Genomic DNA, 25,558 nt, shown 5'->3' with positions numbered 1-25,558 from the left:
GCCCTAGGGGTACGGTCCCTATCGGGGTGGGGGTGCCTGCCCTCATAGAGGGGTCGCCTGATGCGTTCGATAGCATCGACATATCGATTTGACGTCCGAGCGTTATCGCTCGTCCTGAGTCAAATTTGAGGGTTTTCGTGCTTTCGGCTTAGGTGAACTTGAACAGACGCATGAGTTCATGTTCGACGCGGCTCATGACGAAGGGGGCTACTGCCTGCCACGCATCCTTGGTCTTATCCTTGACGATCTCTCGAGCGATGTTCGGTCCGAACAGGGGTTCGAGTGGTCCGCGCTCATTGCCTACACGTTTGAACACTCGCCCCTCATACCCGGGCACGATGAAGGTCGATTTAAAAACCCTGCGCTTTTTCCAAGGTGCAGCGCTGACACCTTTCTTGCCTTGGCGAGCGCCGAATAAGTTCAGGTTAGTTTCGGTGCCGTCAGCGATCAGCGAGTATTCAAGTTTGTTCGGGTGAGAGCGGACAGTTTTAACGGCCTTGTTGATCATGCCGTATTTGATGCCGGTCTGCGAAACGAGAGAGCGCTTAACTTGCGTTCGACCTTGATCACCACCACGGTTCAGTGCGCGGGAAAATACCCGTCTGGCATCGCGGTTGCCAATCGCTTCCAGTGCCTTACCAAATCTTTTATATGCGCCGTCTGCCGTGATGATGATTTTTGACATTCGACCACCCGCCAAGACAGCATGAAAAAACGCGCGTTGCCGTCAGGCAATTCGCGCGCTCGCATACGTTATCAAAACTCAATTATTCAAATTCCACATTGGAATGAGTGATCAATAATAAACTTACTAGATCGCTCGTCTCTCCGAGAGGCTTGTTGCCTCTCGTCGTCTCGCTCTCGTCTGTTCTCTACGATCCGCGCGACGCCGTCCATCGTGTTAACGCGAGAGAAACAGCAAAATTGTCTCACTCGTCAAGTAGATATTTTCGCACTTGTGCTAACCGGACACGATGCCGGACATACTGTAACGCGGCTAAGTGTTTGTCGGATTAGGTGCTTTTCGATTTGCCGGACATATGAAAATAAATTTGTCCGCCTCGATTGTCCGGCTGTGGATTGAGCGATTGTTGCCGGACATTGTATTAAACGATTGTTTTTAAATAGGTATATGGACTGCCGGACATTCTAATGTCCGCTTAGATATGTGTTTTTGTCCGGTTGAGAGCCTGATTTGTCCGGCTGGTTGTCGTTTGTGTCCGGTTAGCCTCACGTGGCCTCGCTGCCTCTTGAGATTGGATAGGCATTTCTAGCTGACTGATTTGCAGGTGATTTGCCTTGTTAAAAAAGTAAGAAAAAATCTAACTTTGCTATTGTGTAGTTAGAAATAATCTGTATTTTAACAATCACACCAGTTGATTTTATGCCGATCCAGTTAGAGAGAATAAGCAAATGAAAATCAGTTCAAACGGTCGTTTCTTGACTGTCGCTGGAACACGCGCCGGGATCAGCATTTGTAAAGGTCCATGGGTAGCGGGTGTGCCAGCCGAGTTAATCAAGCTGCGTCCTCGTGGCCGGTCGCGCTTTCCCGAGTGCATGACAGAAGCGCTCAAAATCGAAAACAATAGCGATATGCGCGAGGACTATTTCGAGGCTGACAGCATCCGCTTAATGCCCGGTCACCCTCTCTATGAGGCGGCTCGAAACGCTTGAGCCTTTCAGTTTCCCGTCTCTTTCCCTCCAGTCAGGGGCGGGTTTTTCAAATGCTTAGATGAGAGATAGCAACATGATAAAAATCTACGAAAAAGGCGCCCAAGCCACCGACAAGTTTAATGTTCGGATGCCTGATGGATTACGAGATCGTATTAAGGGGCACGCCAAAGCACGAAATCTATCTTCCAACGCCCTAATTCTCGAAACGTTAGAGGCTGCGTTCCCTGCGCCCGTGGTTCCTGAAAGCATTAATGAGCGTCTTCTCTTGGCCGCGAAAGAGTTGCTTGTCGATTGGCAAATGGCTGTCACGGCGCTTGGACAATCCCCCCTACAAAATGCGGCATTGGTAAAACTCCAGAAATCTATCAACGAGGCAGAAGCCATTAGGTGAGCCTTCCGACTTAGGTCGGCCTCCCGAATGCTTAACCACCACGAGGCAATCACAATGCAAGTTTTTGAAGTTGATATTAGCGGCCGAGATCAGCGCAGGCAGGCGCTAAAGCGTCCTTTGCCAGAAGCCCAAATCGCAACGCTTCGCGAGGCGAGCGCAGCTTATCAGGATCGCTGCAAGTTCAAGGCAGGGGACATTGTCACCCCGAAGCCAACATCGATCTATGACAATAAGGGCGTTCCGCATGTCGTTCTTGAAGTCTCTCCGGTAGCTATCCGGAACTTTGAGCCGGGCAATTGCTACGCTCATTCCTACGGCAGTCGCCTTGATATTCGCGTCGGCCTTCTGATCGGCGACGAGGTCGTCGCGTTCTGGCAAGAAAGCTGGCAGCACCAAATCTATACGCCCGCCGAATAGGCCAGGCACTCACTCTCTGAAACATCGCCGTCGATTTATTGCGCATCCAGCGCCACGGCGAAGCTTTGCCTAAAGGAAATCTGAAATGGCACAAGTGCGATACTTGACCGGCCCCGATGTGAGGAAACGCTACGGCGTGACAGCGCAGACACTTATCAAGTGGTCGCGCGATGAAACTCTCGGCTTCCCGAAACCCCTCAATATCCGCCGGCGTAATTTTTGGCACCCCGAAGAATTGGACGCTTTCGACAATCGTCAGCGCGCAATCGTTTCAACGAAGGGGGCTTGAAATGGATAGTCTTGTCTCAACCGTAAGCGACCACCTTCAAGCGCGAGGCGGCTCAACCATTCGGCGCGTTTATAATCTGCCGATCGATCTTCACGCCCGGTTGCTCAATTACATGGCCGCGAAGGGCATTGAAGCCGAAGTCGAGGCAGTGCGTCGGCTTCTGGTCGAAGAACTCAACAATCATGAGACGGCCGAACAGGCATACTCAAGGCTTGCATTTATGCAGGCGGACGAAGCCGCAATCGTTGCATGTGGTCATCCGCAAGTTGAGGGTTTCCGCTGGTCTGATAACCGCGACGAGTTCGCAATCTTCCTGCGCAATGGTGCTGTTCTTCGTTACGTCGACGGCTTTGCGCGCTTGGATGATTTGCCGGTGAGGGCGGTAGGATGAGCGGATCGTCAGCAACTCCGGGGCCGTGGTCCCAAGGCGTATTGCTTTCTACTGCAACAACACGGCGCTGGTCGAAGGAAGTGCGCGAGCAAGTGCAGGCGGATGAAAGTCTGCGCGTTTTCTCGAATTTCCGGGCGAAAGACGAGGGGCGCGGCCGCAAGTTAGTCGCGGTGTTTGAGCGTCCGGAAGATGCGAAGCTCGGCTCGGCTGCGCCCGATCTTCTCGAAGCTGTTTATGCAGCGCTGCCCTTTGTCGAAGATGCCTTGGATGACCCGGCTTACAAGGCCGGTGCAGTTAAGAAACACCTCGACACGATGAAAGAGGCAATTGCAAAAGCGGAGGGCCGCGACATTGCTTAGGTTGTCGAAAAAGAAAATCGAAGAACTTCGCTTATTGGACCCCGAAGATGCGGGAGCCGAGATTGCTCGACTTTACGAGCAGCACAAGGCGAAGCGCCGGGAATGGCGCGCTGCGAACAAAGAAAAGGCGTATGCCAGTCAAGTTAAGTGGAAAAAGAAAAACCGCAAAAAGCACTTGGCGGCACGCGCCCGAGAGAGGGCCAATATAAACGCCGATCCCGCTCGTCGAGCTTACCGCGCCAAATATAGAAAAGAGTGGGGCGAGAAGACGGGGTTTCAGTCAAAACCAAGATCGGTTGAAGGCAACCGGGCGGCTGCACGTCTGCGATATTGGCGCGTGAAGACTAAGACAATGGCGCAAGAGAAGCCGAATGATCTCAAAGCGGCTATTCGTCCTTTAGTCCCCGGCTATCTGCAACCGTCTGCAAAGATGGACGTTATCGCGGCCGTTGTCGAATTAGCCCTACAAAATAAGGTCGCGTTTAACAAGCTCAAAGACGCCGTGAAGAAGTGCGTTGCAGCCTACAACCGGCAGTTTGACCAATTCAAAAATGTTTCCATCGACGCCCCGATCGCCGGGACGGACGGCCTCACGCGCGCCGACTTGCTTGATAGCGAAACATTCCATTTTTAGGAGAGTTCAATTGAACAGTTTAGCTCAATCTGACGGCCGAGCTTTGCGGAAATGCGAACGTCTTTTGAAGCTCGTTGGAGCCATTGAGGACGGGGGACGCCATACCTCCGACGACCTTGCAGAACTTTTGCAGGTAACGCCGCGAACGATCTATCGGGATATTAAATTCTTACGTCTTCAAGGGTGGCGCATCCCCGGCGGTGCAGGCTTTGGATACACGTTTGCAGGCCGCCCGCGCGCACAAGACTATCGCAACAATTCGACGGCATCGGAGGCAAGGCTATGAAAGGCTTTAAGGACTGGTTTATCGCAAAGCACGGATTTTGGCCGGGAATGCCGGGCGAGAAAATTGAAGTTTCTTTCGTGCGCCTGTGTGACGCCCTCGCTGATTTCGTAGATAGCGAAACGGGCCGGGGAGATTGGTCGGAGATCGTGACGGCTGATCTCGCTATAGAGCCGATCAAAATTTCCTATACGAACTACCGTGGTGAAAACTCGATCCGTACTATCACGCCGATCAAGCCTTGGTATGGATCGACAGAATGGCACCCGGAACCGCAATGGCTATTGACTGCATTCGACCACGAAAAGCAGGCGAACCGCGATTTTGCTCTCAAGGACTTCGGCTACCCAGCCCCATCCCCACGCGCGCAGGCGTTGGAGGAAGTCATCAGCGAGCTTGTTGACGCACAGCACAAGTGTTTTGAGTGGACCGGGTCCGCGTTTTTGGCTGACGAGCTTGACGCAACCGAAGACACCGAATGTAAAGCGGCGATTTACAAAGACCTTTGCGCACTTGGAAACACCATGTCGTGGCTTCAAGATCAGGTCCGCGCCCTCTCGTCTCAGCCTGTAGCGGGTCGGCGCAAGACCGTTGACGAACTTGCCGCGTACCTATGCGACGAATTTGATTTCGATCTAAACCCTGTTCATGGCGCATCATGGCCGGAACACGAGAACGACGAGGGCAAGCGCGAAGGCGGATTTGTCCGCTTGCAGCCAAGTGACGTGCAGGCTTACGCACGCGAAAACGCTAAACGCATTCTCACTTTCCTCGGCCTCGCAGCCTCACCGGGAGCGTCGGCCACCCGCCCGACAGGAGGCAGCGATGCAGATGCCTGAAGTTAACCGGATTGCTGAATTGGATCGGTACGGGATGAACTGGCACGACGAAATGGAGCCGAATAGTGAAGGAGATTACGTACTTTTCTCACAGTCCGAGGCCATCATTGCGGCGGAACGGGCGCAAACAGACGCCTACGGTATCGCTTTGATGATGATCCGAGAAGGGTGCGAACACCCATCTGACATTGCACGTAAAGCGCTTGAGGGGTTCGGCAAATGACAATGATCCAAGATTTACATGCTGCAATCAGCCGTCGCGACTGGCACGCTGTAGAAGTTGCGGCAAATCGTTTGCGCGATGCCAATCTCGAAGCCGACAACGCGGCGCTGACTGCGCGGGTTAAGGAATTGGAGGAATTAGTTGAGCGCGTGGACGGATTTGCTCAAAAATACTTTCGCCATATGAAGAACACCGACCAGAAAAATGAAGCTCTGGAAACTCAACTCGCGGCGACTGAAAAGGCTTTGGATGCGATAGCCGGCTACTGTGATCAAGGTGCCGAAAAATGGCGACAGGATCATCCGAATTTATCAAAACTGCTCAGTCACCCACGCGTGGTTTCCGACAATCATAAAATAACCATTCTTTGCCAATTCGCGCGCGCAGCCATTGAGGTCAAGGAATGAAATATATTTCTTTGATCCTCCTCGCCGAGTTGAGCTTCCTCGTCTTTTGCTTTTGGTGGACGCACTTCCCGCGCAAGAGAATGAGACATGCGCTCGAGCGGGTTTATTACGCCCGGCGCGTAAGCGACGCGCTCAATATGTTCGTGAGCTATCACGTTATTGCAATCGTGTTTGCGGCGTTTTGTGCCGCAAGCATCTACTCCCTCAATCTGGCGGCTTCCTGATATGTCCTATCAAGTCGGCCAGACCGTAAGTTTCCGGGATTGCTACGGCAGCAATCCTAAAACCGGGAAGATTGTCGAGCGCAACGCTTACTCGTCGCTGATCGATGTAAACGGATCGTCATATCTGGTCCCGGATTGCTTAATCGACGCGACGGATACCAAGGAAGAAACGAGGAGCGAAGGCAGTGAAAAACAGCCGTCCTTATTCTAAGGCGAGCAAGGATCAGCAACGGGCGCTTGAGCCGGTTCGGGCATATGACCCCTACCAGCCGCGCGCCTTCCTGACGCGGGAGGAGTTCGGTGCAAAGTACCGATACAAACAGACGGCCGAGATCGAGGGGTGGTTCGACGGGAGGCCTGTCGCAGAGCGCCCGGCGCAATCCGACGCTCTCGACGTGGGTGTTTATCTCAACGCGGCAAAATACGTAGGACAGCAGACGGCCAAGCCTAAGCGGGTACGTAAATCGAGATCAACTTGACGTTTTGCGCATAACTGCTCAAACATGCTTGCCATGGATTAAATGGTGGGCGGAATAATGAAATTAAAAGCGTTCTCGATCGTAGCAATCTCTTTGCTTGCTGTAACCCCGGCACAGAGTAAGTCGCTAATGATTTTCTCTCCAAGGCACATCGCAACCGATATTCTGGCTTGGGCGACGCCAATTCAAGTACATTGTGGTCGGGAGTTTTTCATGCGTCACACAACTTTTGATCTGGTTTGGGACGTCTACCAGCTTAAGGCGGGAGCTCCAATTAATCAGAATGAGGCTGATCTCGATGCATATAATCAAGCGGCCGAGCAGATAAACGATGATTTCGGGAAAACTTGGGACTGCCGAGAGGCTTATAAAAAATTTGGGGAAGGCGGAACAATTCTTCGCGGCGTCATGTATCCCGCTAACCTCGATAAAACATTAAGTAATCCGTTCTAAGTCTCTACTTTCGAGAGCGCGCATTCACATATTTCTAATAAAGCCTCGCTTGACAGGGTAGCGATTTTTGTTCTCATGATGTTCTCATGCAGATTGAGACATTAGGAGACGCCTACACGCATAGCGTCCGCATCAAAATGCGGTGCGCGTGGGGTAAAAGAGACGCAATGAAGTCGGTTCGCGAATGCTTGTTTAGCACGGAGCTTGACGTTCAAACGCTCGTCTGCACGCGGGGGCGAGATATGCCGATCACGTTTTTGCAAGAGCGCATGCGCTGCCCTCAATGCGGATCGAGGCGAGTTCGTTTGCTTTTCGATCTGCCAAGCAATTCAGGGGCGGGGGCTGTTGGCGCCCCGCTGGCTAAGTCCGCTAGGGGATATTAATCGGGGGATTTCATGATTGAGATATTTTTAGCCGCAGCAATCGCGACCAGCGCGCCGCAGGCTGTTGACGGCGACACGTTTGATATAGGCAGTGAACGCGTTAGAATTGCAAACATCGATGCGCCGGAGACAAAAAGCGCCAAGTGCGACGCCGAGCGCCGCCTCGGCGAAGTTGCAAAGCGGCGATTGCAAGAATTACTCTCGTCGCCGGGCTTTGAAATGGAAAGAGGCGATCCGAAGTCCGGCAGGATGAAAGATCGTTACGGCCGCACGCTGGCGACGATTTATGTCGATGGGATTGACGTCGGTTCAATCTTGATCAATGAAGAACTGGCCCGTCCTTGGCGGGGCAAGCGAGAGCCGTGGTGCATCAAATGAAAATAGAACTAAAAGATAAACAGACGTCGAATGCAGGTTTAGCACTAGCGAAACTTTCGAAAGCCGGTTGGACCGCAGAAGAATTTTTGCAGGCTAACAAAAAGGCAGCCAAAGCGTATGGCTTTAGGCTGCCTTGGATCAAACGTGATCATTAGGCATTCATTCGTCGGGAATGCGCCCCGTAGCCTGTTGTATTAATCCGTGCGACACTTCGTTAACTGCTCGTGCCGCCTCTGTCGTCGACCAGCCCGCATTTTCGGCAGCTTCGATTAAGTCGACAACCCCTGCGGCAACGGCTTCTTGGCAATCAATGTTCCGATCTGGGTATTTCCCGTCATGTCTTGGCTTTGAAATTTTGTCTCTTATTGTGCTCATAACGCAGTCTCCCTTTATGGAAGTGAGTTAGTGCAGAATTAGAGATTGACTAGTCGTTAGCTTGGCGTTGCTCCCACGGCGACCATAGCTTATCGGCGCTTTCCTCGTAGGCTTTGACTTGATCGGATACAAGCATTGTGAATACGCCGGTTCCGTTGGCAAGCTTCTCCCAAATCAACGACGCACGATCAACACAATCAAATAATTCATGGAATATTGGCGCGTCCATTTCCGGGATTGCAATATGCGCGACGAACTTGTTTCTATAGTGGACAAGCTTCTTTGCGATTGGATCATTCTTATATTCGCTAAACAATTCTAAGGCTAAGCGAACGTCTGCTGCGTCCTCTGGAACGGGCAAATATTCCGAAAAATCATACCTATTTAAGAAGCGATAAAGAGCATCGAATGTGAGGTCGCTCTTTTTTCGAGACGGGGCAATATCGCGAGTAGCGAACAAAACCAATCGCGCTATCATGGCGTGAACGAGAAGCGTCGCGGCCCGCCCTGCGCCTTGTGAATTCAATCCGCCAACGACCGTAGGGCGATTTGATCTTTCTAATATGCTTGCCAATGACTGCGCTTCGACCGCATCTTTGAACCCGCGCGCAGCCACCTTTTTAACGTCAGACCAATCGGATATAGCTTCCTTCGCCATTGGTCGCCCGATCAAACCAAATCATCAATCGTAAGCTTTAGTGCTTCCGCGATCTTTTTCATCGCATCGAGCGAACCTTCACGCGCGCCGCTTTCAATCTGCGAAAGATAGGGTGCGCTGATCCCGGCAGCATCGGCGAGCGCCTTGGCGCTCATGCCGCGAAAGTCACGCCATACCTTTATTTTGTTCTCGCCGTCGATCATGCGGTTAACGTACTCGGCTGGGATCAATTCTTCTTCGCCAGCGGAGAGTTTTGCCCGGAATTTGCGACTAGCTTCAACGTCTTCGCGATCTTCAAAGGCTTCAATTAACTTGTCGTAATCGGCCTTGGGGAGAACTGCCATTTCCTCCCCCTGTGGCGTCGTTATGATTTGAACGTTCATTTCCGTTCTCCTTATTCGTATGCGCCGCCACGCGGCGCAATCTTTATGATCTCTAGGATTTGGCCGTCTTCGGTGAAGATAACACGCCAGTCGCCAACCCGCAGGCGGAGCAATCCTTCGCCGCCCTTTAACGATTTAACATTGTTTGAGAGGCTTGCCGGTTCAACGGCATATTGCTCGATTTTCGACCGGATCAGCTTCGCCGTGTTGGCAGGCATCTTAATCAAGGTCTTTGTTGCTTCGCGGGAGTAGCTGATCTGTTTCATGACTAGAAATTAGCATATAGCTAATTAATGTGCAATTATAAAATTAGCAAAATGCAAATAAATAGAATGATCGCTACGAATGCACGCTTGAGCGGGAATGAAATCTTGCCCTGCTTTAAATCAATCCGCAAATAAGGGATTGACGCTTCTTGAAACTGCCGACCTAGACGCCCCTTTAAGTTTCCCGCTTGCTCCGCGCCTTCTGCATACCTATGGCGATCTTCTACTGAAATATTGGGGTTGTTTAAGCGGCGCTCGTTCAGTCTTTGAGAACTCACACAATCGATAATCTCTTGAATTATTTTCGTGAGATCGTCGCCAAATAGAAAGGTTGCATCTGAACGCGCACGATAAAGGCGTAACAGTGCATTTTTTGTTTCTATTCCGGCCCCTTCATCAATATTCGAAAGCGTTATGGCTTCGAGGACGCTTTCATACACTGCGAGACGTTTGTCAAAAAGATCAACCATTACTTTGGTGTGCGCTGTCTTCCATTGAAGATAAGCTATAAAAACAACGCTTGCTCCGACCGCAGTCGCGGGAAACAACTTTAAGATTTCAAGCCACCAGTTAATTTCTGACATTCCACACCCCCCGAGTTAGCCGATATAGCTCACATGCTCCGAGGGTGGTCAATAAAGATGCGGTGCTAAAACAGCACCGCATTTCTTTCGTGGTTAATCGGCTTCATCTTTTAAAGGCGAAACCATGAGAAAGGCGTCAGAAAAGAAGTTAGATGCTCCTGACTGATTTCCAGTCTCCGGCAAATGTCCCGCTGCTTTACCCCGGCTCGATGCATGCCTATGGCTGCGGCCTTGGCATAAGGTCGCTTTTGAAAGACGCGGACGGGGCAGTTTGCTTTCTTCGGTCGACGAATAAAAATGAGGTTTGGCTTTGTCATCGACGCGGCACCTCAATACGATCTCGGTCAAGTCCCTGCGATATGAGGGAAAGCGCTCTGTCTCTCGCTCGATAAGCAGTTGCCCGGCTCCATCCCTTGTCGTCAACCGCATGGCTAAACCGGCAGCGAGTGCATTTGCAGCGGACCCACAATTGCAGCACGCGAGCCGCTCCGTCGTTTTCCTTGAGATAGATCGTCGGCCAGTGGATCGCCTTTTCGAGAAGCGAAACGCGAGCAGGAGACAAAGATCGTTTGCGAGGCGGCGGAACGTTCTCGGGATCAAGTTTCTCAAGAATGCCGTTTCGATCATCGGCCGGGCCAGTTGGCCCGGCGCTGGCTATTGACCACATGGCGGCATCGACAAGAATTTCCCCCACAAGCTTAGGGGTCCAAACATCATCATAATGCATCAATCATTCCCCCATAATGCCGACGCCTCGTCGATCACGGTCATATTCACATCGGTTGGCTGGTCTGGCTGAGATCGAACGCGATGTTCTTCCGGCCGGGAGAACCGTCGCTTTGCTTTTGGCGTCAGCCAAACATTCGGATTTTCGCGCGCGATCAGCCTCTTAGCGAAAAGCCTTTCACCTCGTCGGCCGAGTTCTTTCCTACGGGCGTCGAGTTTACGTTTGCGCGCATCTTCGTCGTCCTCGTCCGAAACGGCATATTCAAAGTCGAGCTTATCGAATGCGTCGATTACCTTTTGCCAATGGACGACCCGCACGTCGCGGGGAAGGTTCATAGACGGAGGAGCTTCGACGCCGTGGTCGCTGATTGCGTTCTCGATTGCGGTCAGCAAAACATTTTCTTTGTCGGTTATCGCTGGACGCTTTTCGGGAGCTTCGTCTGATCCTTCGCCGCGTGGCGTCACCACGACGCACGAAGTAATAGGATCGTCCTCCTCGTCTCGACCGATCGTTACTTGTGAAAGAGCAAATCGGAACGTGATCCCGTCTTCGCCTTCTTTGTTCTTCTGCAAAAACACTTCGCGGATTTGTCGGCCGTCTTCGTCGCGCAGCCCTTCGGCCAATCGGATAATGAGCGCATTCTCAAGATTGGCGATAAGCGAGCTATGACCTCGAACCTTCGTACCGTCTGCGTTCATATGGTGGACAAAGAGAACATGGCAGTTCAACGCTTCGGATATGCGCCGACCGCGTTCCAAAACGGACCCGACGTCCTTCCCGTCGTTTTCATTCGCACCAACTGTTGCAGTCGCCCAAGTGTCGATGACGACCAATTCAAGAGGAACGTCGAAGGTTGAAGCCCAATGCTTCGCTTCCTCGATAAACTCGTTTGTCTGGTCATCATTCTGATAGAGATTGAGCCGGGCAGGCATGAAAACAAAAGGCAGATTGTCCGAGGAAACTAGCCCGTTCCATTGACGATAAGCCTTAATGCGCTTGCGTAGCCCTTTTTGTCCTTCCCCTGCCTGATAGATCACACCGCCCTTGCGAACCTTGCGCCCCATCCAACTGACGCCGCGTGCAACAGCCATTGCCGCGTCAAGGATTAGAAACGTCTTTCCGCTTTTGGATGCTCCGGACGCGATAGAAACTTCCGCTCGGGTGAGAATGCCCTTGATCAAATATTCATGCTCTTGAGCTGGCGCATCAAAAGCGTCCCAAGGTACGGCGTTGAACTTTGACCGGAACGCAGGAGGCACGAATTTTGCTGCCTTTGATGCGATCTGATAAAGCGCCTCGACCGTATTGCCTTCATCCAGCCAGTCGACGACGTCTTCTTTGTTCTTCCTGTCCGTTAATTGAACGACGCGAATGTCGGACGCCTTGCCGATCATAGAAGCGGCAACACTGTTCGCGTGATCCAGCCCTACAAACTTCGGCCGACCGTCTTCGTGGTAAAGGAGTTCTTTTGTTTTTTGATGCCGGGCTTGCGGATCATCGTCCGCAAGCACCACAACGCGCGCACCTTTGAAAAAGTCGCTCAATTCCGGCAGCCATTTACCGGCACCACGAGCGTTCGTTGTAGCAGGGACGCCGAGGTCGAGAAGCTTATCAGCGGCTTTCTCACCCTCGACGATGAAAACCATGTGTTTCTTTTCGAGAGCTTTCAAAAGGTCTGGCAAGCGGTAAGGCACTTGCCGAACGCCTTTCGTCGACCAGTTCCAGCCTCCGGCCTTAGAAGCGTCTGGCTGGCGCTGCCTGTAGGATTTAGCAGGCTTCCCATCATTCCCGATCTCGCCATTCTCAAGCCGGACGACTTGGAAAAGCATTGCTCCGTTCTCGTCGACATAATCCCAAGATTTGACGGGCCGCATGTTTTCATCATTGCGACGTGAAGGCTCATTATCCGGCGCATAATCGCGGTTGCTCGACGAGGAGCTTTCTCCTACGTCGAAGCCTCTTTCCCGAAGCCATTCAACCGCATCACGCCCCTTGCGGCCCGTCTGCCGTTCAATAAAGGCGAGGACACCCCCGCCAATGTTTTCGCCGTGGTCGAACCAAGTTCCTTTAGCTAGATCGATCGAGATCGACCCCTTGTTCCCGAAGCGAAGTTCGCTCGATGATGAAAGGTGCTTGTTCGGCTCGCCAAGAAGTTCGCGGGCTACCTCTCCGGCAAAGCCTGAAAACTTATCGCCATTGTCAGCCATAGAAAGCCGCCCCTATTGTTCTGAATTATCGTCTTGATGATTTGATTGCTGGTCGGCGAACCCGGCTTGACCGGATTTCGCTCTTGCTTGGGCGACGGGTGCGAGAACTTTGGCGACGTCTTCTTTGACGGGAATAATGCTCGATATGAGATCGGCTATGTCCGTAAAGACGTTCGCTTTCGCGATCTGGTTAGGGCAGGGCTTGTCACGCATTCCGTTTCTGACAAGCGCGTCCTGAACGCCGTTGATCCGATGAGCTTCGCTTGATGCCGTCTGCAACATGGTCCAAAGACCGGCGCGCTTTCGGTTCATACCCCGCATATTCCTTCGCACTCTTGAAGAAAACCAAACTCGACTTGGCCTTTATCTGCGGGTGTATCGAGGTCGACTAAATCGAGTGGAACTCGCTGCCGATGGACGTAAGCTTGACCATCCATCCCGTAAAACCCCGAACGAATGGACGCGTCGAAATGGACCGCTCGTTTCCAATCGTCGGGTGAACCATCCCTCATGTCGCGCCATTGCTTATCGCCGTGATAAGGGCAAAAAATACATGCAGACTTTGGAGGGGTTGGATATTGCCGTTCTTGCATCCAAGTTAAGCAATCGCGGCGCTTCATTCTAAGATCGACGAGAGGGAAAACATTCTCAACATAGCCTAGCTCGCTACGCTTCATCCTCTGCATTTCATCAAGAGATATACCGATCCATTGTTCGACCGACCGTGGCGGTAAATTTGCCCGCTCGCCCGGAGCGAGACCGAGCAACCGGCGCACTTCTTTCTGAATAACTCTGACCTTGAACTCTTTTGAGCATTGCCGAGGCAGCATGCCTCGCGGGCCTTCTGTGAACCAAGGCGGCGACGCTGTCCGGGTTACCGGACTATTTGCTATAGCAATAGCATGCTCGCCGAGGTCCTTTCCTTCACGGCGAACGCGAAGGACGGGGAAAGGCAATAACGTCTCCAGCCAATTGAGGTGCTTATATACCTCTTCCGGCTCCCAGCCCGTATCAGCGAAGATTGCAAAGTCTGGACGGTGGGGGAGTTCTTTTCGTGCTGCCATCAGCGCGAGTGTTGTGGACTGAACGCCAGCCCCGAGGGAAAGAATACGGAGTTTCGGTTCCATTAAAACAAATCCCCCGTTGTCGTTGCCTGTCTTTGGGAAAAAAGCGGCGTCGAGTGAGCCGGGTTTATGCCCGGCGCGATCTCTGCGCACGAGAAAAGCCAGCCCGCGATAGCATCGGACGCGTTGTCGTCCTGCGGTTGGAAGCCGAGGTCTTGCACCGCTTTCATGACTTCGATCTTCGCCTTGCCGGTGGTTGGTTTACGGCCGAGAACGAACTTACGAATTGAAGCTTGCGCCTTCTCTCGATAGTCGAAGATTTTTTCCTCGTAAGCGGCAGCGGCCATAGCCCACGGCAAACACTGCAAAAGGCGCGTCGTCTTATGGTTGGTCTTGCCTGCCATTGCGCCCGCAAAAACTGGCGTTTCCGCAATAATGACATTTGGGCGAAAGCGCTCGATCAGGTCTCGAATAAACAACTGAGAGTGAGCGACGATCGCTACCGGCGGGGCTTCTTCGGGGGCGAGGCGCTTCGATCCATACTCCGGCGTTTCGCCTGGCCTTCCTGCACACCAGCCCGTGTTAGTGGCGACGTCGAGAAAAAGTATCATTCTTTGCGGGAGATTATTCATCGACTGCAATCTCCTGCGAATAGACATAGTCGAAATGAACCGGGCAGAGGATCGCGATCCCTTGAAGTCCTACGATATGGGGAACACGTTCTGTCGCTACACGGGTGCTATCTGGCAGCGTTTTGGTTTCAATTCGATAGCCGCGAATGCAGCCGTCTTCGGCAAGCTGCTCAAAGACGTCGTCGAAGTCTTCGGCTTCGACTTCAAATGTGAGGGATATGTATTTGTAGGGATCACGGCGCGAGGGAACGACCGTCGTAATGGAAAGACGCTGTATCGGCATAATGTTTTCCTTGTGGTGGGTTCGGGTATGCAAAGGGCCGGGCAAACAATGCCCGGCCCGCTATTGGCGGCCGGTGACTGCTACGCAGGGAGGTAATTGCGGAGCCACCGGCCTTGATGTGCGCTGCCCGTTGCAGGGGCGCGCACAATCATTCGCTAGTTCACGGTGGCGAGCGTTGGAGCGCTTCGGGCTGGTTTTTTGGGTGCGCTTGCTTCGGAAGAGCGCTTGCCTTCGACGATGTTCGACATGGTCGAGATAATGTCGTCGAACATATCGACGTCCTCGAAATATCCCATCTTTTCGGCAAGCTCGATCACGCCGCGAATAGTGGCTTGGCGCTTGGTGGTTTCCGCCTTTGCAAGGCCGAGAATAAAGCGGAACGCCTTTCGGTCGATGCCGTGGCGGTCAAGAGCAGTCTTGACGATTGAACCGGCCGCACCGTTATGCTCGGAAGCTTCGGCGGTTTCGGTCATGTAGTTACTGACTACGCGGCGGAGTTCTTCGGCCGTGATTGACGACTTCGACGAAGTGACGTCAGCTTTCTTTGCGCGTTTTGCCATGTGATTTCTCCGGATTATACCGTTTGATTTGCGGCGGAGGGCTTGGGAATGTCCGAAGGCCAAGGCTTATCGGGGGGCCATTCGGGGTGAATGCCTGCGAACGATTTAGCCATCGGCCGCACCGCTTCGGAGACAAGTTTGAGGGTGTTTTCATCAAGGACGGCAGGCTCGGGGCGATCAATGCCCGCAGGCCATTCCGCGTCATCTGGCCAAATCGCGGAGAACCGCGACATGATCTTGTCGTAAGTCCCGGCTCTCATGTCGGCGCGGTCCATTGACTGCGAAAACGTGCGATAGCCGGAGACAATCTCGTCAAGGCGTGTCTGTGTGCATCCGGTCGCTGCCCGGTATGCATCCATGGTTGCCCTGATGTTGGTTCGGAAAAGGTTGAGGTATGTCATCAACCAATTGTTAAGTTAGAAAATATCTAACTGCAATAGTTTTGCTTGTGGAAAATGTCAGTATGAAAAAATTAGTTGATTTCTAATCAGAAAGTTTTATTTGTCTAATTACGCGAAAGAAAAGTGCAGTTTTCTACGATCTGCGGATCGGTGGCGGAGTAGGGGTTCATGAGTGATGTTCTGAGAAAGCGGGTTCAAGGTCGTTTAGATGCGCTTGGCATAAACGCCTTTGAGGCCGCGAAACGTGGTGGTTTAACTAGGAATTTCTTTTACGAGTTATTTCGGAAGGAAAACGGAAAGTTCAAAAAAGATCGTTTCAACTTGAAGCACTTGGACGCCGCAGCGTTGGCGCTCGATTGCGATCCAGAATATCTAACTCTTGAGCAAAGAACTCCGAGGCGTGGCGGTATTCCCGACGGAATGAAGCTTACGGGAATTGCCGAGGCTGGCGCATTGCGCGCGCCGGGCAGTGGTATTCCAAAAGGCGTTGCGGCTGTGGTTGAGCCTGATCCGCGCTATCCCGACGAAATTCAAGAAGTTTTCCAAGTGCGCGGCGGGCATGCAGTCGGTTTGAGTATTCCGAGTGAGGCGTTCGTGCTTACGGCCAAAATTGACGCGTTGAAGACGCTAGGCAAGGAATTGAGCGCCGGTGACGTCGTGGTGGTTTCTAGGCTGGCGGTTGAGGACAAGGCAGAAATTACTATCCGCAAAGTAGCATTTGATGCGACGGGGTTGCGATTTGACGCCAGTCCTGACGAAGGTTCGATCGAGCCTTTGTATGCCTCGGACAAAGTTGTTGCTTTAGGGCTGGTGTTGCAAGCTGTGGTCGTTTTCTGATCCCTTCGCGCGTGCGTGTATATTTATATATATTATTATTAGGGACAGAGGGTTTATACCCTCTGTCCCATTATTTTATTAATTCACAATCTAACTAATTGGTTTCCCAAATTAAATTATCCTACTGACATAAAGTTAGATAAAATCAAACTTTTGATATTGTCAGATTTGAAAAGTTAGATTATTTCTATCTCGGTAAATGAATGGTTACCAACTTTCAGGAAACGTCATGCCAATTATGAAATATCTCTCAACCGCCGGAATTTCTTACAGCCGAATTAAACGAGCCGTTTACGACGTTTAGCTTTTGCGCCTATGCGGCCGCCGAAATTTAGTTCGGCGGAGCAACCAGACCGCTTGAGGGAATACATAGACTTAGCGTTGCCTATTTTAGAAAATAGGAAAGTTATCCTCACCCTCCCGCAGTCATGGCAAACCGTTAATTAAGGGAAGCTGACTTCCTTTCGTAGGGTTAACGAAAGCGGGCATCAACATGACAAATATTATTCAGGCAACCGGCGCAACACGACTTTCACTCGTCAACATCATCAAGCGCCAAATGATCGAAACAGTCATCGAAAGCGGCGTAGACCCTGCCAATCAAGAGGGCGTGCGTAACGTGCTGGCAAAAGCCAATTTTGGAAAACCAGCAATCGAAGCGCTCGCGGCAGAAGTGTCGTTGACCGCGTTGGAAGAAACAGGGGCAGTTGGGGCAAAATGATCATCGAGCGGATCAACGTTAAGACAAGTGCGGAATGGCACGCTCGCAGAACGCGGGACGTCACAGCGTCGGTCGTCGGGGCATTGTTTGGGGTTCATGAATTCGTAACGCCCTATGCATTGTGGGCGTATAAGTCGGGCCGCGCAAAAGCGGACCCGGAAGAAACTCCGGCCATGCTTCGCGGCCACCTGTTAGAGCCTGTAGCAGTCAAGCTGCTTAAGAGCCTTAAACCGAAATGGAAGATTAAGCACAACACAAACCCGGGCGATTACTGGCGTGATAGTGAAGTCCGCCTCGGCGCAACTCCTGATGTGATTGCGATCGATCCCAAGCGAGGGCAGGGCATTGTTCAAATTAAATCAGTTGAGCAGAGTGTCTATCGCCGTAAGTGGTTAGCGGGCAGCGACGTGCCGGAGCCTCCATTTTGGATCGCAATGCAGGCCGTCGTTGAGGCTTATTTGACGGGCAGTGCATGGGCGGCCGTAGCCCCTATTGTTGTGGGGCATGGGGTCGAAATGCCGGTTATCGACATTCCAATAATGGACGGGGCAGTTGAGCGTATTCGCGCGCAGTCGGCCACCTTTTGGGATCAGATTGAAAGTGGTGAGGAACTTGTTCCTGATTACAGCCTCGACGCTGATCTCATTGAACGCATGTATGCGCAGGACAAAGGCGAGGAGATAGACCTCACTCGCGACAACCAGATTTACGACCTGATCGATTTACGGAAGCGGCTTAAGGCCGAGGCCGTAGAAGCTGACGGCAAGGTCACTGCCATTGATGCGGAGATTAAGCACAAGCTGCAAGGTGCTTCGATCGCCCATCTAGCAGGCGGTAAAAAGATCACTTGGTTGACACAGAAACGGGCCGGGTACTTTGCCCCGCCTAAAGAGTTCCGCGTCTTACGTATCCCCTCGTTAGACGCGTGAAGGCGGACCGGCGGTAAGGCTGCAACCCTAAGCCGCCGGTCCTGATGCACACCCGAACCCACCACGGAACAGGAGGCACCATTCGCTATGGTAGCTGAAACGAATGAACGCGCCGTTATCGGCGGGAATAATCCCCCTATAAAAGAAGCTCTTGCGGATCAATATAAAGAATTGGTCAGCTTGATCGATCCAATCGCGGAACGTGCAAATGCGCATCCGAGAAAGATTGAGAGCGACGACGATCTCGGTCCACTTGGCGAAATCGTGCTCGATGCAAAGGCTTTGTCGAAGCGCATCGAAGCGGCAAGAAAGACTGAAAAAGACCCTTTCGTTAAAGGTGGCAAAGAAGTCGATCAATTCTTTCATCCCCTGACTGATCGTCTCGATCGTATCGTCGATGTTTTTGAAAATGAGGCCACGAAGTATCAACGAGCGAAAGCCGAGGCCGAGCGTCGACGCGCGGCCGATGAAGCTGCGAAGCTGCGCGCTGAGGAAGATCGGAAACTGCGCGAGGCCGAAACAGCGAAGCGCGATAGCACTGTTGAAAGAAAAAAAGACGAGGCAGCCGATCTAAATAGTCAGGCTGCGGATGCTGATCGTCGAGCCGATGCGAGCGCGGCAGAGTTGACCAAAGTGCGAACGGATAACGGCGTTACGGCTTCGGCAAAAACAAAGTGGGCTTTCCGCATAGTCGACTTAGCCGCGATCGATCTCAACAGCCTCCGCGACTTTTTCCGGGTTGAAGACATTGAGAAGGCGATCCGTTCCAAGGTGGCAATCCACAAGGGTAACGCGAAAATCGAAGGCGTTGACGTCTTCGAGGACGTCAAAGCCACCTTCCGCTAATCGCCGGTTCACTCATTTACCGGCTCGGCCGGACAGAGATCACAATGAAATTTTTAGTAATCGATACCGAAACAACGGGCCTTTTCAATTTCAAGCTTCCTGCTGATGCCGAGGGACAGCCACGCCTTGCGCATCTGGCTATGATTTGGGCTGACGCGGAAGGAAAAGAGCTTGATCGTCAAGACCTTTATGTCCGGCCTAATGGCTGGTCGATGCCGCAAGGGCCGGGTTCGGCTGGCGCGGTTAACGGATTGACCGACGAGTTTTTGCAGGCAAACGGCGCTGACATAAACGACGTACTCGATCAGTATCTCGAAGAAGTTCGCCGGGGATTGGTCGTCGTCGCCTTCAATGCTCAATACGACTTAAAGGTAATGCGCGGGGAACTCCGCCGGGCAGGGAAGCCGGACCTTTTTGAGCAAACTCTAAACGTTTGCGTCATGCGTCCAATGACTGCACTTTGCAAAATTACATATGCAAATCGGGGCGGCTTCAAGTTCCCGAACCTCGGCGAAGCATTGGCCTATTTCGGTCATGAGTTGAAGGACGCCCACAAGGCTATGAACGATGCCGAAGGCGCGCTCATTGTCATGCGTGAGCTTCTTAAACTCGGCGAACTTCCTACCCCTGCCGTGCATTACGCAAAAGAAAAGCCAGCGGAAAAGCTTCCGAAAACGCGCAGCCGGAAAAAGACCCCTGATTTTACCGGCAGCTTTTAATCCGGCCCGAGTTCCGGGGCCGGGTCAGTAGCAGCGGATCACCGTGTCGCAGCGAATGCCCGGCCAACTCCCAAACCACCACAAGAAGGAGTGTCCCATGTCAGGACAAGATATTATTACGGCCGAGGGAGAGATTATCTCGGCTCCCACGTCTTCGGAGCAAATGAGCCTCGCGATTGGCTTGACCAAAGCCGAAATTGATCAACAGATTACCACGGCCCGCGCTTATCCGCGTCTTGTGAGCCGCGTCACTCAAAACATTCTTTCTCTTGTGACGATCGACGAGCAATCGGCCGAAGAATGTAGTTATGCGTTGCCTCGCGGTGGAAAGGCTATTGTCGGTCCAAGTATCCGCCTCGCGGAAATTATTGCAGGTCAGTGGGGCAATTGCCGAGTAGGCGCTCGCGTGGTGCATGTTGATCGGGTTGAGAGGTTCGTGGAGGCCGAAGGCATATTCCACGATCTCGAAACCAATACTGCAACCACAGCCCGCGTTCGTCGGAGTATTAGCGATAGATATGGGAACTTATACAAGGACGATATGATTATCGTCACTGGTAACGCCGCATGCTCTATTGCAAAGCGTAATGCAATTTTGGGCGGCGTTCCAAAGGCCGTTTGGCGCAAAGCGTATGCCGAGGCGGAAAAGGTCGTAAAGGGCGACGTCAAAACGCTCGTCGAACGCCGGACAACTATTTTCAAGGCATTTGCAGCATTTGGCGTAAAGCCGGAACAGCTTTTCGCCTCTCTCGGCATAGCGGGCGAGGATGATATTTCCCTTGAGCATATTCCAACGCTCACTGGCATGCGGTCGGCTCTAAAAAGTGGCGAGGCGACCGTCGAAGAAATGTTCGGAAATCAGTCAAAGGTTGAAGGCGAGAAGAAATCGACGGGCCAAAAAATGGCCGACTTCGCCAACGGTGACGGCTCGGACAATTCCAAGAAAAAGGAAAAGGCCAAGCCTGAAACCACGCAGGCAGAGCAAGGCTCAAAGCCAGCATCTGACAAAAAAGAAGCTGGTCAACAGCAACCCAGAGTAAATGAAGAAACGGCTTTAAACCCACCGACCACCGATGATCTCGAAATTGCCCGGGACAAGGGGCATGACGCATTTCATAGCGGAATGCCCCGCGAAACCTGTCCTCGCGAGTTTAACGCTCGCGGGCGCGAGCAGGAGCGTGACGCTTGGCTTGAGGGCTTCGATAGCGCAGCCCAAGACGAAGCGGGGGCAAGAAATTCATGAGCGACCGCACTCATTACGAAAACCTCATGACGAAATGGCGTGAAAAGGAAGCGATTGCGGAACTTTTCAACCAGTTCTCGAAGACAGGCGGCACTCATAGGCTCAAGATTAAGGTTGAGCATCCGGATCAAGTAGTCGCCTCGCAGGCCGAGCGTATGATCAACGATACGATGAGCGGTTCTGGCTTCGCGACCATAGTACGACTTGCTCTCAAGCAAGCCAATGATGAGCGGGATCATGCGCGCGAAGCTTTCCTGCATGAAGCCGGGGCGGCCTATCTCACACCGACGAGCTTTGAAGAACCGGCACCAACATCAAACGGCTACCCGGCTCCGCCTAAAAAATAGACCCTCTCGCGGTGGCTACTGCAATAGCCGCCGCTGACTTCCCCTTGATCCCTAACCCACCACTTTAAAGGGAATAAGATGCTTATCCGAGTATTTGACTTTGAAACGACCGGCTTCCCGCCGGGCGCGGCCGTAATTGAGGCCGGTTGGACTGACGTTATTGTCGATGGAAATATCGTCGAAGTTGGCGAAACGACTTCGATGCTCGTCAATCCTTTTGATGCCGCACCTCAACTAGAAATGTCGATCGGCGCTTTGTCGACGCACCACATTCAAAAGGTCGATCTTATTGGCGCTCCGGCTCCGGAAGTTGCCTTCCGGACCCTGTCAAAAGACGCGGATGCTTTCGCCGCCCACAACATTGAGTTTGATAGCCAGTTCTTTACCGGCGGCGGCAAGCCGATGATTTGCACGTTTAAGGCTGCACTTCATCTTTGGCCCGATGCTGAAAAGCATCAAAACCAGTTTTTGCGCTATCTGCATAATCTGCCGGTCGATCGTGAGATCGCGGAGATGACGCATAGGGCCGGTCCTGACAGTCACGTTACTGCGCATTTGTTGAAGTTCATTCTCGGTCACGGCGTCGAGGTCGACACTCTGATCGATTGGACACAAGGCGAAAAGCCGCTGCGCATGTTGAAGGCGATGCCGTTCGGCGAACACAAGGGCAAGCCATTTAAAGAGGTGCCGAGCAAGTATCTTCATTGGATTGTACGAACGATAACCGACAAACCGGACCTCGTTCATACCGCGCGCGCTTTCCTGAGAAATCGGGGAGAACTCTAATGAACATGGCCGAATTGGATATTCGGATCGGAAGCCGTATTCGCGCCTTCCGCATCCTTCGCAAAATTTCCACCGATGATCTCGCTGTCGTGATCGGCGCGAAAAAGAACACGATCACGCGTATCGAGGCCGGTCGCACGTCCGCAACCGCTTCGCAGCTTGTGCTTATCGCCCGGAAACTTGAAACGACTTCGTCCATTTTGACGGGTGAGCAAATGCACGAGGAGGCGGGTATCGAATGAACCTTTCTCCTCAACAGGACACGGCCATTAAGGCCGTTTCCGCCTGGCTAAAAGACCCGAGCGGAAAACAGACATTCTATCTTGCGGGCTACGCTGGCACCGGCAAGACGACGCTCGCCCGCCGTCTCGCTCAAGATATTCGTCACGTTTGTTTTGGTGCATTCACCGGCAAGGCAGCGCTCGTTCTTCGGTCTAAAGGCTGTGACGATGCTCGCACGCTGCACAGCTTGATTTATAAGATCGAGAACCCGAACAGCCCAATTCCACGGTTTGTCAAAAATCCGGATAGCGAGGCGGCGGTCGCTGATCTCGTAATCGTCGACGAGGTTTCTATGGTTGGCGAGGAGCTTGGCCGCGATCTTCTATCGTTTGGGACACGCGTTCTTGTTCTCGGCGATCCCGCGCAGCTACCGCCGGTCAAAGGCGAGGGTTTCTTTACCGCTGGCGATCCGGATTTCATGCTTACGGAAGTTCACCGGCAAGCCGCCGATAATCCGATCATCGCCATGTCTATGAAAGTTCGTCTCGGCGAAACGCTGGATTTTGGTTCTTTTGGCAATAGCCGGATCATTCGACGCGACCAGTTGGAGCAATCTCAAGTTCTTGATGCCGATCAAATCCTCGTCGGGAAGAACGACACTCGCCGCCGATACAATCGACGCATTCGAGATTTGAAAGGAATTACAGGCAATTTCCAAGTTAACGACCGTGTTGTTTGCTTGAAGAACAATCGCGAAATGGGCCTGCTAAATGGCGGGATATGGAACGTCGATAAAGTCCTACGTCAGTCAAGCGACATTTCGACGATGCACGTTTCGCCGCTTGATAGCGGCATGACGAAACAGCCTGTCGAAGTGGTAACTCACCACGCTTGGACGCGCGGCCAAGAGCGCGACCTTGATTGGAAGGCCGCGCGACGCTTCCAGCCCTTCGATTATGCCTATGCTCTGACCTGCCACAAAGCGCAGGGCAGCCAGTGGGACAACGTCATGATCTTTGACGAGGGCGGAATTTTCCCGGAGCCGGAGCGCTGGCTTTACACCGCGATCACTCGCGCGGCCGAGAAAGTGACGGTGGTTCAATGACCGTTCTCACAAATGAAAGCCTAGCTACGGCATTTGATGCGGTTTGGAACTCCGCGATAACCGAGGCCCATAATCGCGGAAGCTCTGCCGCACTCGACTTTGCTTTTGTTCTGGCTTGCGGCTTTCAGGCTATGGCCGAAGAACTTCGTCAAGATGGCTGGTTGCCGATCGAGAGCGCCGTCAAGGACGAAACTCCGCGTCTTATCGGCTGGTTTGATGAAGCCGGGCATTGGGAAACTCGTCGAGCTTGGTGGGTCAAAGAACACCATAGAACGTGGAACGATGACAAGGACGAGAGCGAAACCGTCGGCGCTTGGACTGACGACGCCGTCGCCTCTTGGCATGACGAAGAAGTCAAAGCCTATTCCCCGACACATTTTATGGCCCTCCCGCAAGGTCCATCGCGACTAGAAGGCAAAGAATAATCATGGCTGGCATTAACAAAACCATTCTCGTTGGCCGCGTAGGGCAAGACCCCGAAGTCAGACGGTTCAACAGCGGCGACCAAGTAGCCGAGTTCTCGCTCGCCACGTCAAAGGAATGGCGGGACAAGAACACCGGCGAGCGCAAGTCGAAAACGACATGGCACAAAATCAAGGTGTTGAATAACTCCCTGATCGAGAACGTCATCCGTCCATACGTCAACAAGGGGGCGCTTATCGGTATCGAGGGCGAGCTTGATAACGAGGAATGGGAGAAGGACGGCCAAAAGCGACAGGCGACAAAAGTCGTCGTCGGCGCGTTCGGCGGCTCTCTCTATCTCCTCGGTAACAAGGACGACAACGGCGGCGGCGATCGCGGATCGCGCAGCCGAGACGACGATCGAGGATCAAGATCGTCCGGTCGCAACTCCGGCACCGATCGCAACCAGTCATCCAGCGGATACGGCGGAGGTTTCTCCGGAGATATTGACGACGAAATCCCGTTTTAAGAGGAGGGTGATTTGCAGGACATTCTATTCCACAAACAAAAATTCAAGCACGATCCCGCCGCCGGTACGTGGGGCGATTGCTGGCGTACCTGTGTCGCCTGTATTTTACGCCTCCCTGTCGAGAACGTCCCGCACGTTTTTGACAAGGGCGTAAGCTCGAAGGAAGCCCACGCGGCAATGAAAGAGTTCCTCGATCTGCGGGGCATTCATACCATTTCTACGTGCTTTAAAGCCGACGGAATGGACCTTGACGGCTTCCTCTCGATAACGGCCGGGTGGTTTGGCGATATGCCTTTCATGCTGATAGGCCGGAGCGCGAACGATACGAACCACGTAGTTATTGCTCGGAACGGGGCAATAATTCATGACCCGTCTCTCGATCTCTCCGGGATCGTCGGTCCGCATCACGAGGGCGACGGAAAGTTTTACTGGTCTGGCGATCTTCTCGTCCGGCCCGCCGCGAGAGGGATTGAGTAATGGCTGAAACCCAAAAAGAGGACAAGCAAGTCTATCTTAGAACGGCCGCCGCAAAAGGCGACGTAACGGTCGAGATCGAGACAGTTCGCGGGAAGGTGGACTTTACGATCGCCGCTCAAGGCGCTCTTGATTTTGGCTTGCAGCTTATAAAGGCGGGGCATGACGCGGAGCGATCCAATGGCTAAACGAGAGGTTTTATTCTTCTGTAGTTATTGCGGCGATGATGATCCTGCATGCACGGATCAAGCGCCGTGCGCAGATTGCCTAGCAATGTGTAACGTCTACGAAGTTGAATTCGAAGGCGCAGTTTATAAGCGTGAACTCGCTCCGAGGCGTGAAAGCGCAACCGAATGGCAACAAAAGCTTACAAGGCTTCTAATGCCGTTATCGGGAAAACGGCCTTTAAGCCGCTCGCGTTTTAATGCTCTCGC

44 protein-coding genes are annotated in these 25,558 nt (G+C 52.7%); 30 read left to right on the top strand and 14 right to left on the bottom strand.

Annotated features, from left to right (window positions below; genetic code table 11):
- Positions 1 to 148: 148 nt before the first annotated feature.
- Positions 149 to 685, bottom strand: coding sequence for a hypothetical protein (locus J2782_RS04990; RefSeq protein WP_310010490.1), 537 nt, complete (start codon positions 683 to 685; stop codon positions 149 to 151).
- A gap of 728 nt (positions 686 to 1,413) precedes the next feature.
- Between J2782_RS04990 and J2782_RS04985 the strand changes: the two genes are divergently transcribed.
- The 16 genes from J2782_RS04985 to J2782_RS04910 all read left to right on the top strand — a co-directional run bounded on the left by J2782_RS04985 (position 1,414) and on the right by J2782_RS04910 (position 7,824).
- Positions 1,414 to 1,674 (top strand): hypothetical protein, encoded by a 261-nt coding sequence (locus tag J2782_RS04985; protein ID WP_310010489.1) that lies wholly within the window; start codon positions 1,414 to 1,416, stop codon positions 1,672 to 1,674.
- 73 nt (positions 1,675 to 1,747) lie between these two features.
- Positions 1,748 to 2,065, top strand: coding sequence for an Arc family DNA-binding protein (locus J2782_RS04980; protein ID WP_310010488.1), 318 nt, complete (start codon positions 1,748 to 1,750; stop codon positions 2,063 to 2,065).
- A gap of 54 nt (positions 2,066 to 2,119) precedes the next feature.
- Entirely contained in the window at positions 2,120 to 2,482 is a 363-nt protein-coding gene (locus tag J2782_RS04975; protein ID WP_310010487.1) for a hypothetical protein, read from the top strand.
- 85 nt (positions 2,483 to 2,567) lie between these two features.
- A complete protein-coding gene (locus J2782_RS04970) occupies positions 2,568 to 2,771 on the top strand; it encodes a helix-turn-helix transcriptional regulator (RefSeq protein WP_310010485.1) in 204 nt (67 codons plus the stop codon).
- Between the two features lies 1 nt (position 2,772).
- Positions 2,773 to 3,162 carry a hypothetical protein gene (locus tag J2782_RS04965; protein WP_310010484.1) on the top strand — a complete coding sequence of 130 codons (390 nt, stop codon included), beginning with the start codon at positions 2,773 to 2,775 and terminating at the stop codon, positions 3,160 to 3,162.
- A complete protein-coding gene (locus J2782_RS04960) occupies positions 3,159 to 3,521 on the top strand; it encodes a hypothetical protein (RefSeq protein ID WP_310010483.1) in 363 nt (120 codons plus the stop codon). Before J2782_RS04965 ends, J2782_RS04960 begins: the two co-directional genes overlap by 4 nt.
- Entirely contained in the window at positions 3,514 to 4,155 is a 642-nt protein-coding gene (locus J2782_RS04955) for a hypothetical protein (protein ID WP_310010482.1), read from the top strand. Before J2782_RS04960 ends, J2782_RS04955 begins: the two co-directional genes overlap by 8 nt.
- 10 nt (positions 4,156 to 4,165) lie before the next feature.
- Positions 4,166 to 4,441, top strand: a complete 276-nt coding sequence (locus J2782_RS04950; RefSeq protein WP_310010481.1) for an HTH domain-containing protein — start codon at positions 4,166 to 4,168, stop codon at positions 4,439 to 4,441.
- On the top strand, positions 4,438 to 5,277 hold the full coding sequence (locus tag J2782_RS04945) for a hypothetical protein (protein ID WP_310010480.1): 840 nt from the start codon (positions 4,438 to 4,440) through the stop codon (positions 5,275 to 5,277). Before J2782_RS04950 ends, J2782_RS04945 begins: the two co-directional genes overlap by 4 nt.
- Positions 5,264 to 5,500 (top strand): hypothetical protein, encoded by a 237-nt coding sequence (locus J2782_RS04940; protein WP_310010479.1) that lies wholly within the window; start codon positions 5,264 to 5,266, stop codon positions 5,498 to 5,500. Before J2782_RS04945 ends, J2782_RS04940 begins: the two co-directional genes overlap by 14 nt.
- The gene (locus J2782_RS04935; RefSeq protein WP_310010478.1) at positions 5,497 to 5,907 is read left to right on the top strand and encodes a hypothetical protein; all 411 of its coding nucleotides are present in this window, start codon (positions 5,497 to 5,499) and stop codon (positions 5,905 to 5,907) included. The genes J2782_RS04940 and J2782_RS04935 overlap by 4 nt, the downstream gene beginning before the upstream one ends.
- Positions 5,904 to 6,131, top strand: a complete 228-nt coding sequence (locus J2782_RS04930; RefSeq protein WP_310010477.1) for a hypothetical protein — start codon at positions 5,904 to 5,906, stop codon at positions 6,129 to 6,131. Before J2782_RS04935 ends, J2782_RS04930 begins: the two co-directional genes overlap by 4 nt.
- A gap of 1 nt (position 6,132) precedes the next feature.
- Complete coding sequence (locus J2782_RS04925; RefSeq protein WP_310010476.1) at positions 6,133 to 6,342, top strand: hypothetical protein; 210 nt, start codon at positions 6,133 to 6,135, stop codon at positions 6,340 to 6,342.
- Positions 6,317 to 6,610: a hypothetical protein gene (locus J2782_RS04920; protein ID WP_310010475.1), complete on the top strand. Its 294-nt coding sequence runs from the start codon at positions 6,317 to 6,319 to the stop codon at positions 6,608 to 6,610. The genes J2782_RS04925 and J2782_RS04920 overlap by 26 nt, the downstream gene beginning before the upstream one ends.
- A 57-nt stretch (positions 6,611 to 6,667) precedes the next feature.
- Positions 6,668 to 7,063, top strand: a complete 396-nt coding sequence (locus J2782_RS04915) for a hypothetical protein (RefSeq protein ID WP_310010474.1) — start codon at positions 6,668 to 6,670, stop codon at positions 7,061 to 7,063.
- 395 nt (positions 7,064 to 7,458) lie between these two features.
- The gene (locus J2782_RS04910) at positions 7,459 to 7,824 is read left to right on the top strand and encodes a thermonuclease family protein (RefSeq protein ID WP_310010473.1); all 366 of its coding nucleotides are present in this window, start codon (positions 7,459 to 7,461) and stop codon (positions 7,822 to 7,824) included.
- A gap of 159 nt (positions 7,825 to 7,983) precedes the next feature.
- On the opposite strand, the gene J2782_RS04905 is transcribed toward J2782_RS04910, so the two are convergent.
- The 13 genes from J2782_RS04905 to J2782_RS04845 form a co-directional block, all read right to left on the bottom strand.
- Positions 7,984 to 8,199, bottom strand: a complete 216-nt coding sequence (locus tag J2782_RS04905) for a hypothetical protein (RefSeq protein WP_310010471.1) — start codon at positions 8,197 to 8,199, stop codon at positions 7,984 to 7,986.
- 49 nt (positions 8,200 to 8,248) lie between these two features.
- Positions 8,249 to 8,857 carry an AbiU2 domain-containing protein gene (locus tag J2782_RS04900; protein ID WP_310010470.1) on the bottom strand — a complete coding sequence of 203 codons (609 nt, stop codon included), beginning with the start codon at positions 8,855 to 8,857 and terminating at the stop codon, positions 8,249 to 8,251.
- 11 nt (positions 8,858 to 8,868) lie between these two features.
- A complete protein-coding gene (locus J2782_RS04895; RefSeq protein WP_310010469.1) occupies positions 8,869 to 9,240 on the bottom strand; it encodes a helix-turn-helix domain-containing protein in 372 nt (123 codons plus the stop codon).
- Between the two features lie 11 nt (positions 9,241 to 9,251).
- On the bottom strand, positions 9,252 to 9,506 hold the full coding sequence (locus J2782_RS04890) for a type II toxin-antitoxin system RelE family toxin (protein ID WP_310010468.1): 255 nt from the start codon (positions 9,504 to 9,506) through the stop codon (positions 9,252 to 9,254).
- Between the two features lie 35 nt (positions 9,507 to 9,541).
- Positions 9,542 to 10,090 (bottom strand): hypothetical protein, encoded by a 549-nt coding sequence (locus J2782_RS04885; RefSeq protein ID WP_310010467.1) that lies wholly within the window; start codon positions 10,088 to 10,090, stop codon positions 9,542 to 9,544.
- A gap of 313 nt (positions 10,091 to 10,403) precedes the next feature.
- Complete coding sequence (locus tag J2782_RS04880) at positions 10,404 to 10,817, bottom strand: hypothetical protein (protein WP_310010466.1); 414 nt, start codon at positions 10,815 to 10,817, stop codon at positions 10,404 to 10,406.
- Positions 10,817 to 13,024 carry an AAA family ATPase gene (locus tag J2782_RS04875; RefSeq protein WP_310010465.1) on the bottom strand — a complete coding sequence of 736 codons (2,208 nt, stop codon included), beginning with the start codon at positions 13,022 to 13,024 and terminating at the stop codon, positions 10,817 to 10,819. Before J2782_RS04875 ends, J2782_RS04880 begins: the two co-directional genes overlap by 1 nt.
- Before the next feature lie 12 nt (positions 13,025 to 13,036).
- A complete protein-coding gene (locus tag J2782_RS04870; RefSeq protein WP_310010464.1) occupies positions 13,037 to 13,336 on the bottom strand; it encodes a hypothetical protein in 300 nt (99 codons plus the stop codon).
- A complete protein-coding gene (locus J2782_RS04865; RefSeq protein ID WP_310010463.1) occupies positions 13,333 to 14,151 on the bottom strand; it encodes an adenine nucleotide alpha hydrolase family protein in 819 nt (272 codons plus the stop codon). Before J2782_RS04865 ends, J2782_RS04870 begins: the two co-directional genes overlap by 4 nt.
- Positions 14,151 to 14,720: a hypothetical protein gene (locus J2782_RS04860; protein ID WP_310010462.1), complete on the bottom strand. Its 570-nt coding sequence runs from the start codon at positions 14,718 to 14,720 to the stop codon at positions 14,151 to 14,153. The genes J2782_RS04865 and J2782_RS04860 overlap by 1 nt, the downstream gene beginning before the upstream one ends.
- Positions 14,713 to 15,003 carry a hypothetical protein gene (locus J2782_RS04855; protein ID WP_310010461.1) on the bottom strand — a complete coding sequence of 97 codons (291 nt, stop codon included), beginning with the start codon at positions 15,001 to 15,003 and terminating at the stop codon, positions 14,713 to 14,715. The genes J2782_RS04860 and J2782_RS04855 overlap by 8 nt, the downstream gene beginning before the upstream one ends.
- A gap of 155 nt (positions 15,004 to 15,158) precedes the next feature.
- Positions 15,159 to 15,563: a hypothetical protein gene (locus J2782_RS04850; protein WP_310010460.1), complete on the bottom strand. Its 405-nt coding sequence runs from the start codon at positions 15,561 to 15,563 to the stop codon at positions 15,159 to 15,161.
- A gap of 14 nt (positions 15,564 to 15,577) precedes the next feature.
- Positions 15,578 to 15,964, bottom strand: a complete 387-nt coding sequence (locus tag J2782_RS04845; protein ID WP_310010459.1) for a hypothetical protein — start codon at positions 15,962 to 15,964, stop codon at positions 15,578 to 15,580.
- Positions 15,965 to 16,132: 168 nt separating this feature from the next.
- Here J2782_RS04845 and J2782_RS04840 point away from each other — a divergent pair, with 168 nt between their 5' ends.
- The 14 genes from J2782_RS04840 to J2782_RS04775 all read left to right on the top strand — a co-directional run bounded on the left by J2782_RS04840 (position 16,133) and on the right by J2782_RS04775 (position 25,312).
- On the top strand, positions 16,133 to 16,801 hold the full coding sequence (locus J2782_RS04840) for a helix-turn-helix domain-containing protein (RefSeq protein ID WP_310010458.1): 669 nt from the start codon (positions 16,133 to 16,135) through the stop codon (positions 16,799 to 16,801).
- Positions 16,802 to 17,294: 493 nt separating this feature from the next.
- Complete coding sequence (locus J2782_RS04835; protein WP_310010457.1) at positions 17,295 to 17,522, top strand: hypothetical protein; 228 nt, start codon at positions 17,295 to 17,297, stop codon at positions 17,520 to 17,522.
- Entirely contained in the window at positions 17,519 to 18,451 is a 933-nt protein-coding gene (locus tag J2782_RS04830; protein ID WP_310010456.1) for a YqaJ viral recombinase family nuclease, read from the top strand. Before J2782_RS04835 ends, J2782_RS04830 begins: the two co-directional genes overlap by 4 nt.
- Before the next feature lie 87 nt (positions 18,452 to 18,538).
- Positions 18,539 to 19,297: a hypothetical protein gene (locus J2782_RS04825; protein WP_310010455.1), complete on the top strand. Its 759-nt coding sequence runs from the start codon at positions 18,539 to 18,541 to the stop codon at positions 19,295 to 19,297.
- 44 nt (positions 19,298 to 19,341) lie between these two features.
- Positions 19,342 to 20,016 (top strand): 3'-5' exonuclease, encoded by a 675-nt coding sequence (locus J2782_RS04820; RefSeq protein ID WP_310010454.1) that lies wholly within the window; start codon positions 19,342 to 19,344, stop codon positions 20,014 to 20,016.
- A 97-nt stretch (positions 20,017 to 20,113) separates the two neighbouring features.
- On the top strand, positions 20,114 to 21,259 hold the full coding sequence (locus J2782_RS04815; RefSeq protein ID WP_310010453.1) for a hypothetical protein: 1,146 nt from the start codon (positions 20,114 to 20,116) through the stop codon (positions 21,257 to 21,259).
- Positions 21,256 to 21,606 carry a hypothetical protein gene (locus J2782_RS04810; protein WP_310010452.1) on the top strand — a complete coding sequence of 117 codons (351 nt, stop codon included), beginning with the start codon at positions 21,256 to 21,258 and terminating at the stop codon, positions 21,604 to 21,606. Before J2782_RS04815 ends, J2782_RS04810 begins: the two co-directional genes overlap by 4 nt.
- Before the next feature lie 78 nt (positions 21,607 to 21,684).
- Positions 21,685 to 22,392, top strand: coding sequence for a putative quorum-sensing-regulated virulence factor (locus J2782_RS04805; protein WP_310010451.1), 708 nt, complete (start codon positions 21,685 to 21,687; stop codon positions 22,390 to 22,392).
- On the top strand, positions 22,392 to 22,634 hold the full coding sequence (locus tag J2782_RS04800; RefSeq protein WP_310010449.1) for a helix-turn-helix domain-containing protein: 243 nt from the start codon (positions 22,392 to 22,394) through the stop codon (positions 22,632 to 22,634). The genes J2782_RS04805 and J2782_RS04800 overlap by 1 nt, the downstream gene beginning before the upstream one ends.
- The gene (locus J2782_RS04795; protein ID WP_310010447.1) at positions 22,631 to 23,719 is read left to right on the top strand and encodes an ATP-dependent DNA helicase; all 1,089 of its coding nucleotides are present in this window, start codon (positions 22,631 to 22,633) and stop codon (positions 23,717 to 23,719) included. The genes J2782_RS04800 and J2782_RS04795 overlap by 4 nt, the downstream gene beginning before the upstream one ends.
- Positions 23,716 to 24,144 (top strand): hypothetical protein, encoded by a 429-nt coding sequence (locus J2782_RS04790; protein WP_310010446.1) that lies wholly within the window; start codon positions 23,716 to 23,718, stop codon positions 24,142 to 24,144. Before J2782_RS04795 ends, J2782_RS04790 begins: the two co-directional genes overlap by 4 nt.
- Before the next feature lie 2 nt (positions 24,145 to 24,146).
- Positions 24,147 to 24,650, top strand: a complete 504-nt coding sequence (gene ssb, locus J2782_RS04785; protein WP_310010445.1) for a single-stranded DNA-binding protein — start codon at positions 24,147 to 24,149, stop codon at positions 24,648 to 24,650.
- A 12-nt stretch (positions 24,651 to 24,662) separates the two neighbouring features.
- Positions 24,663 to 25,127: a hypothetical protein gene (locus J2782_RS04780; protein ID WP_310010444.1), complete on the top strand. Its 465-nt coding sequence runs from the start codon at positions 24,663 to 24,665 to the stop codon at positions 25,125 to 25,127.
- Positions 25,127 to 25,312, top strand: a complete 186-nt coding sequence (locus J2782_RS04775; RefSeq protein WP_310010443.1) for a hypothetical protein — start codon at positions 25,127 to 25,129, stop codon at positions 25,310 to 25,312. Before J2782_RS04780 ends, J2782_RS04775 begins: the two co-directional genes overlap by 1 nt.
- Positions 25,313 to 25,558 lie beyond the last annotated feature (246 nt).

Source organism: Brucella pseudogrignonensis (assembly GCF_031454375.1).
Taxonomy (GTDB): domain Bacteria; phylum Pseudomonadota; class Alphaproteobacteria; order Rhizobiales; family Rhizobiaceae; genus Brucella; species Brucella pseudogrignonensis_A.
This window is presented reverse-complemented; position numbering and strand designations above follow the sequence as displayed.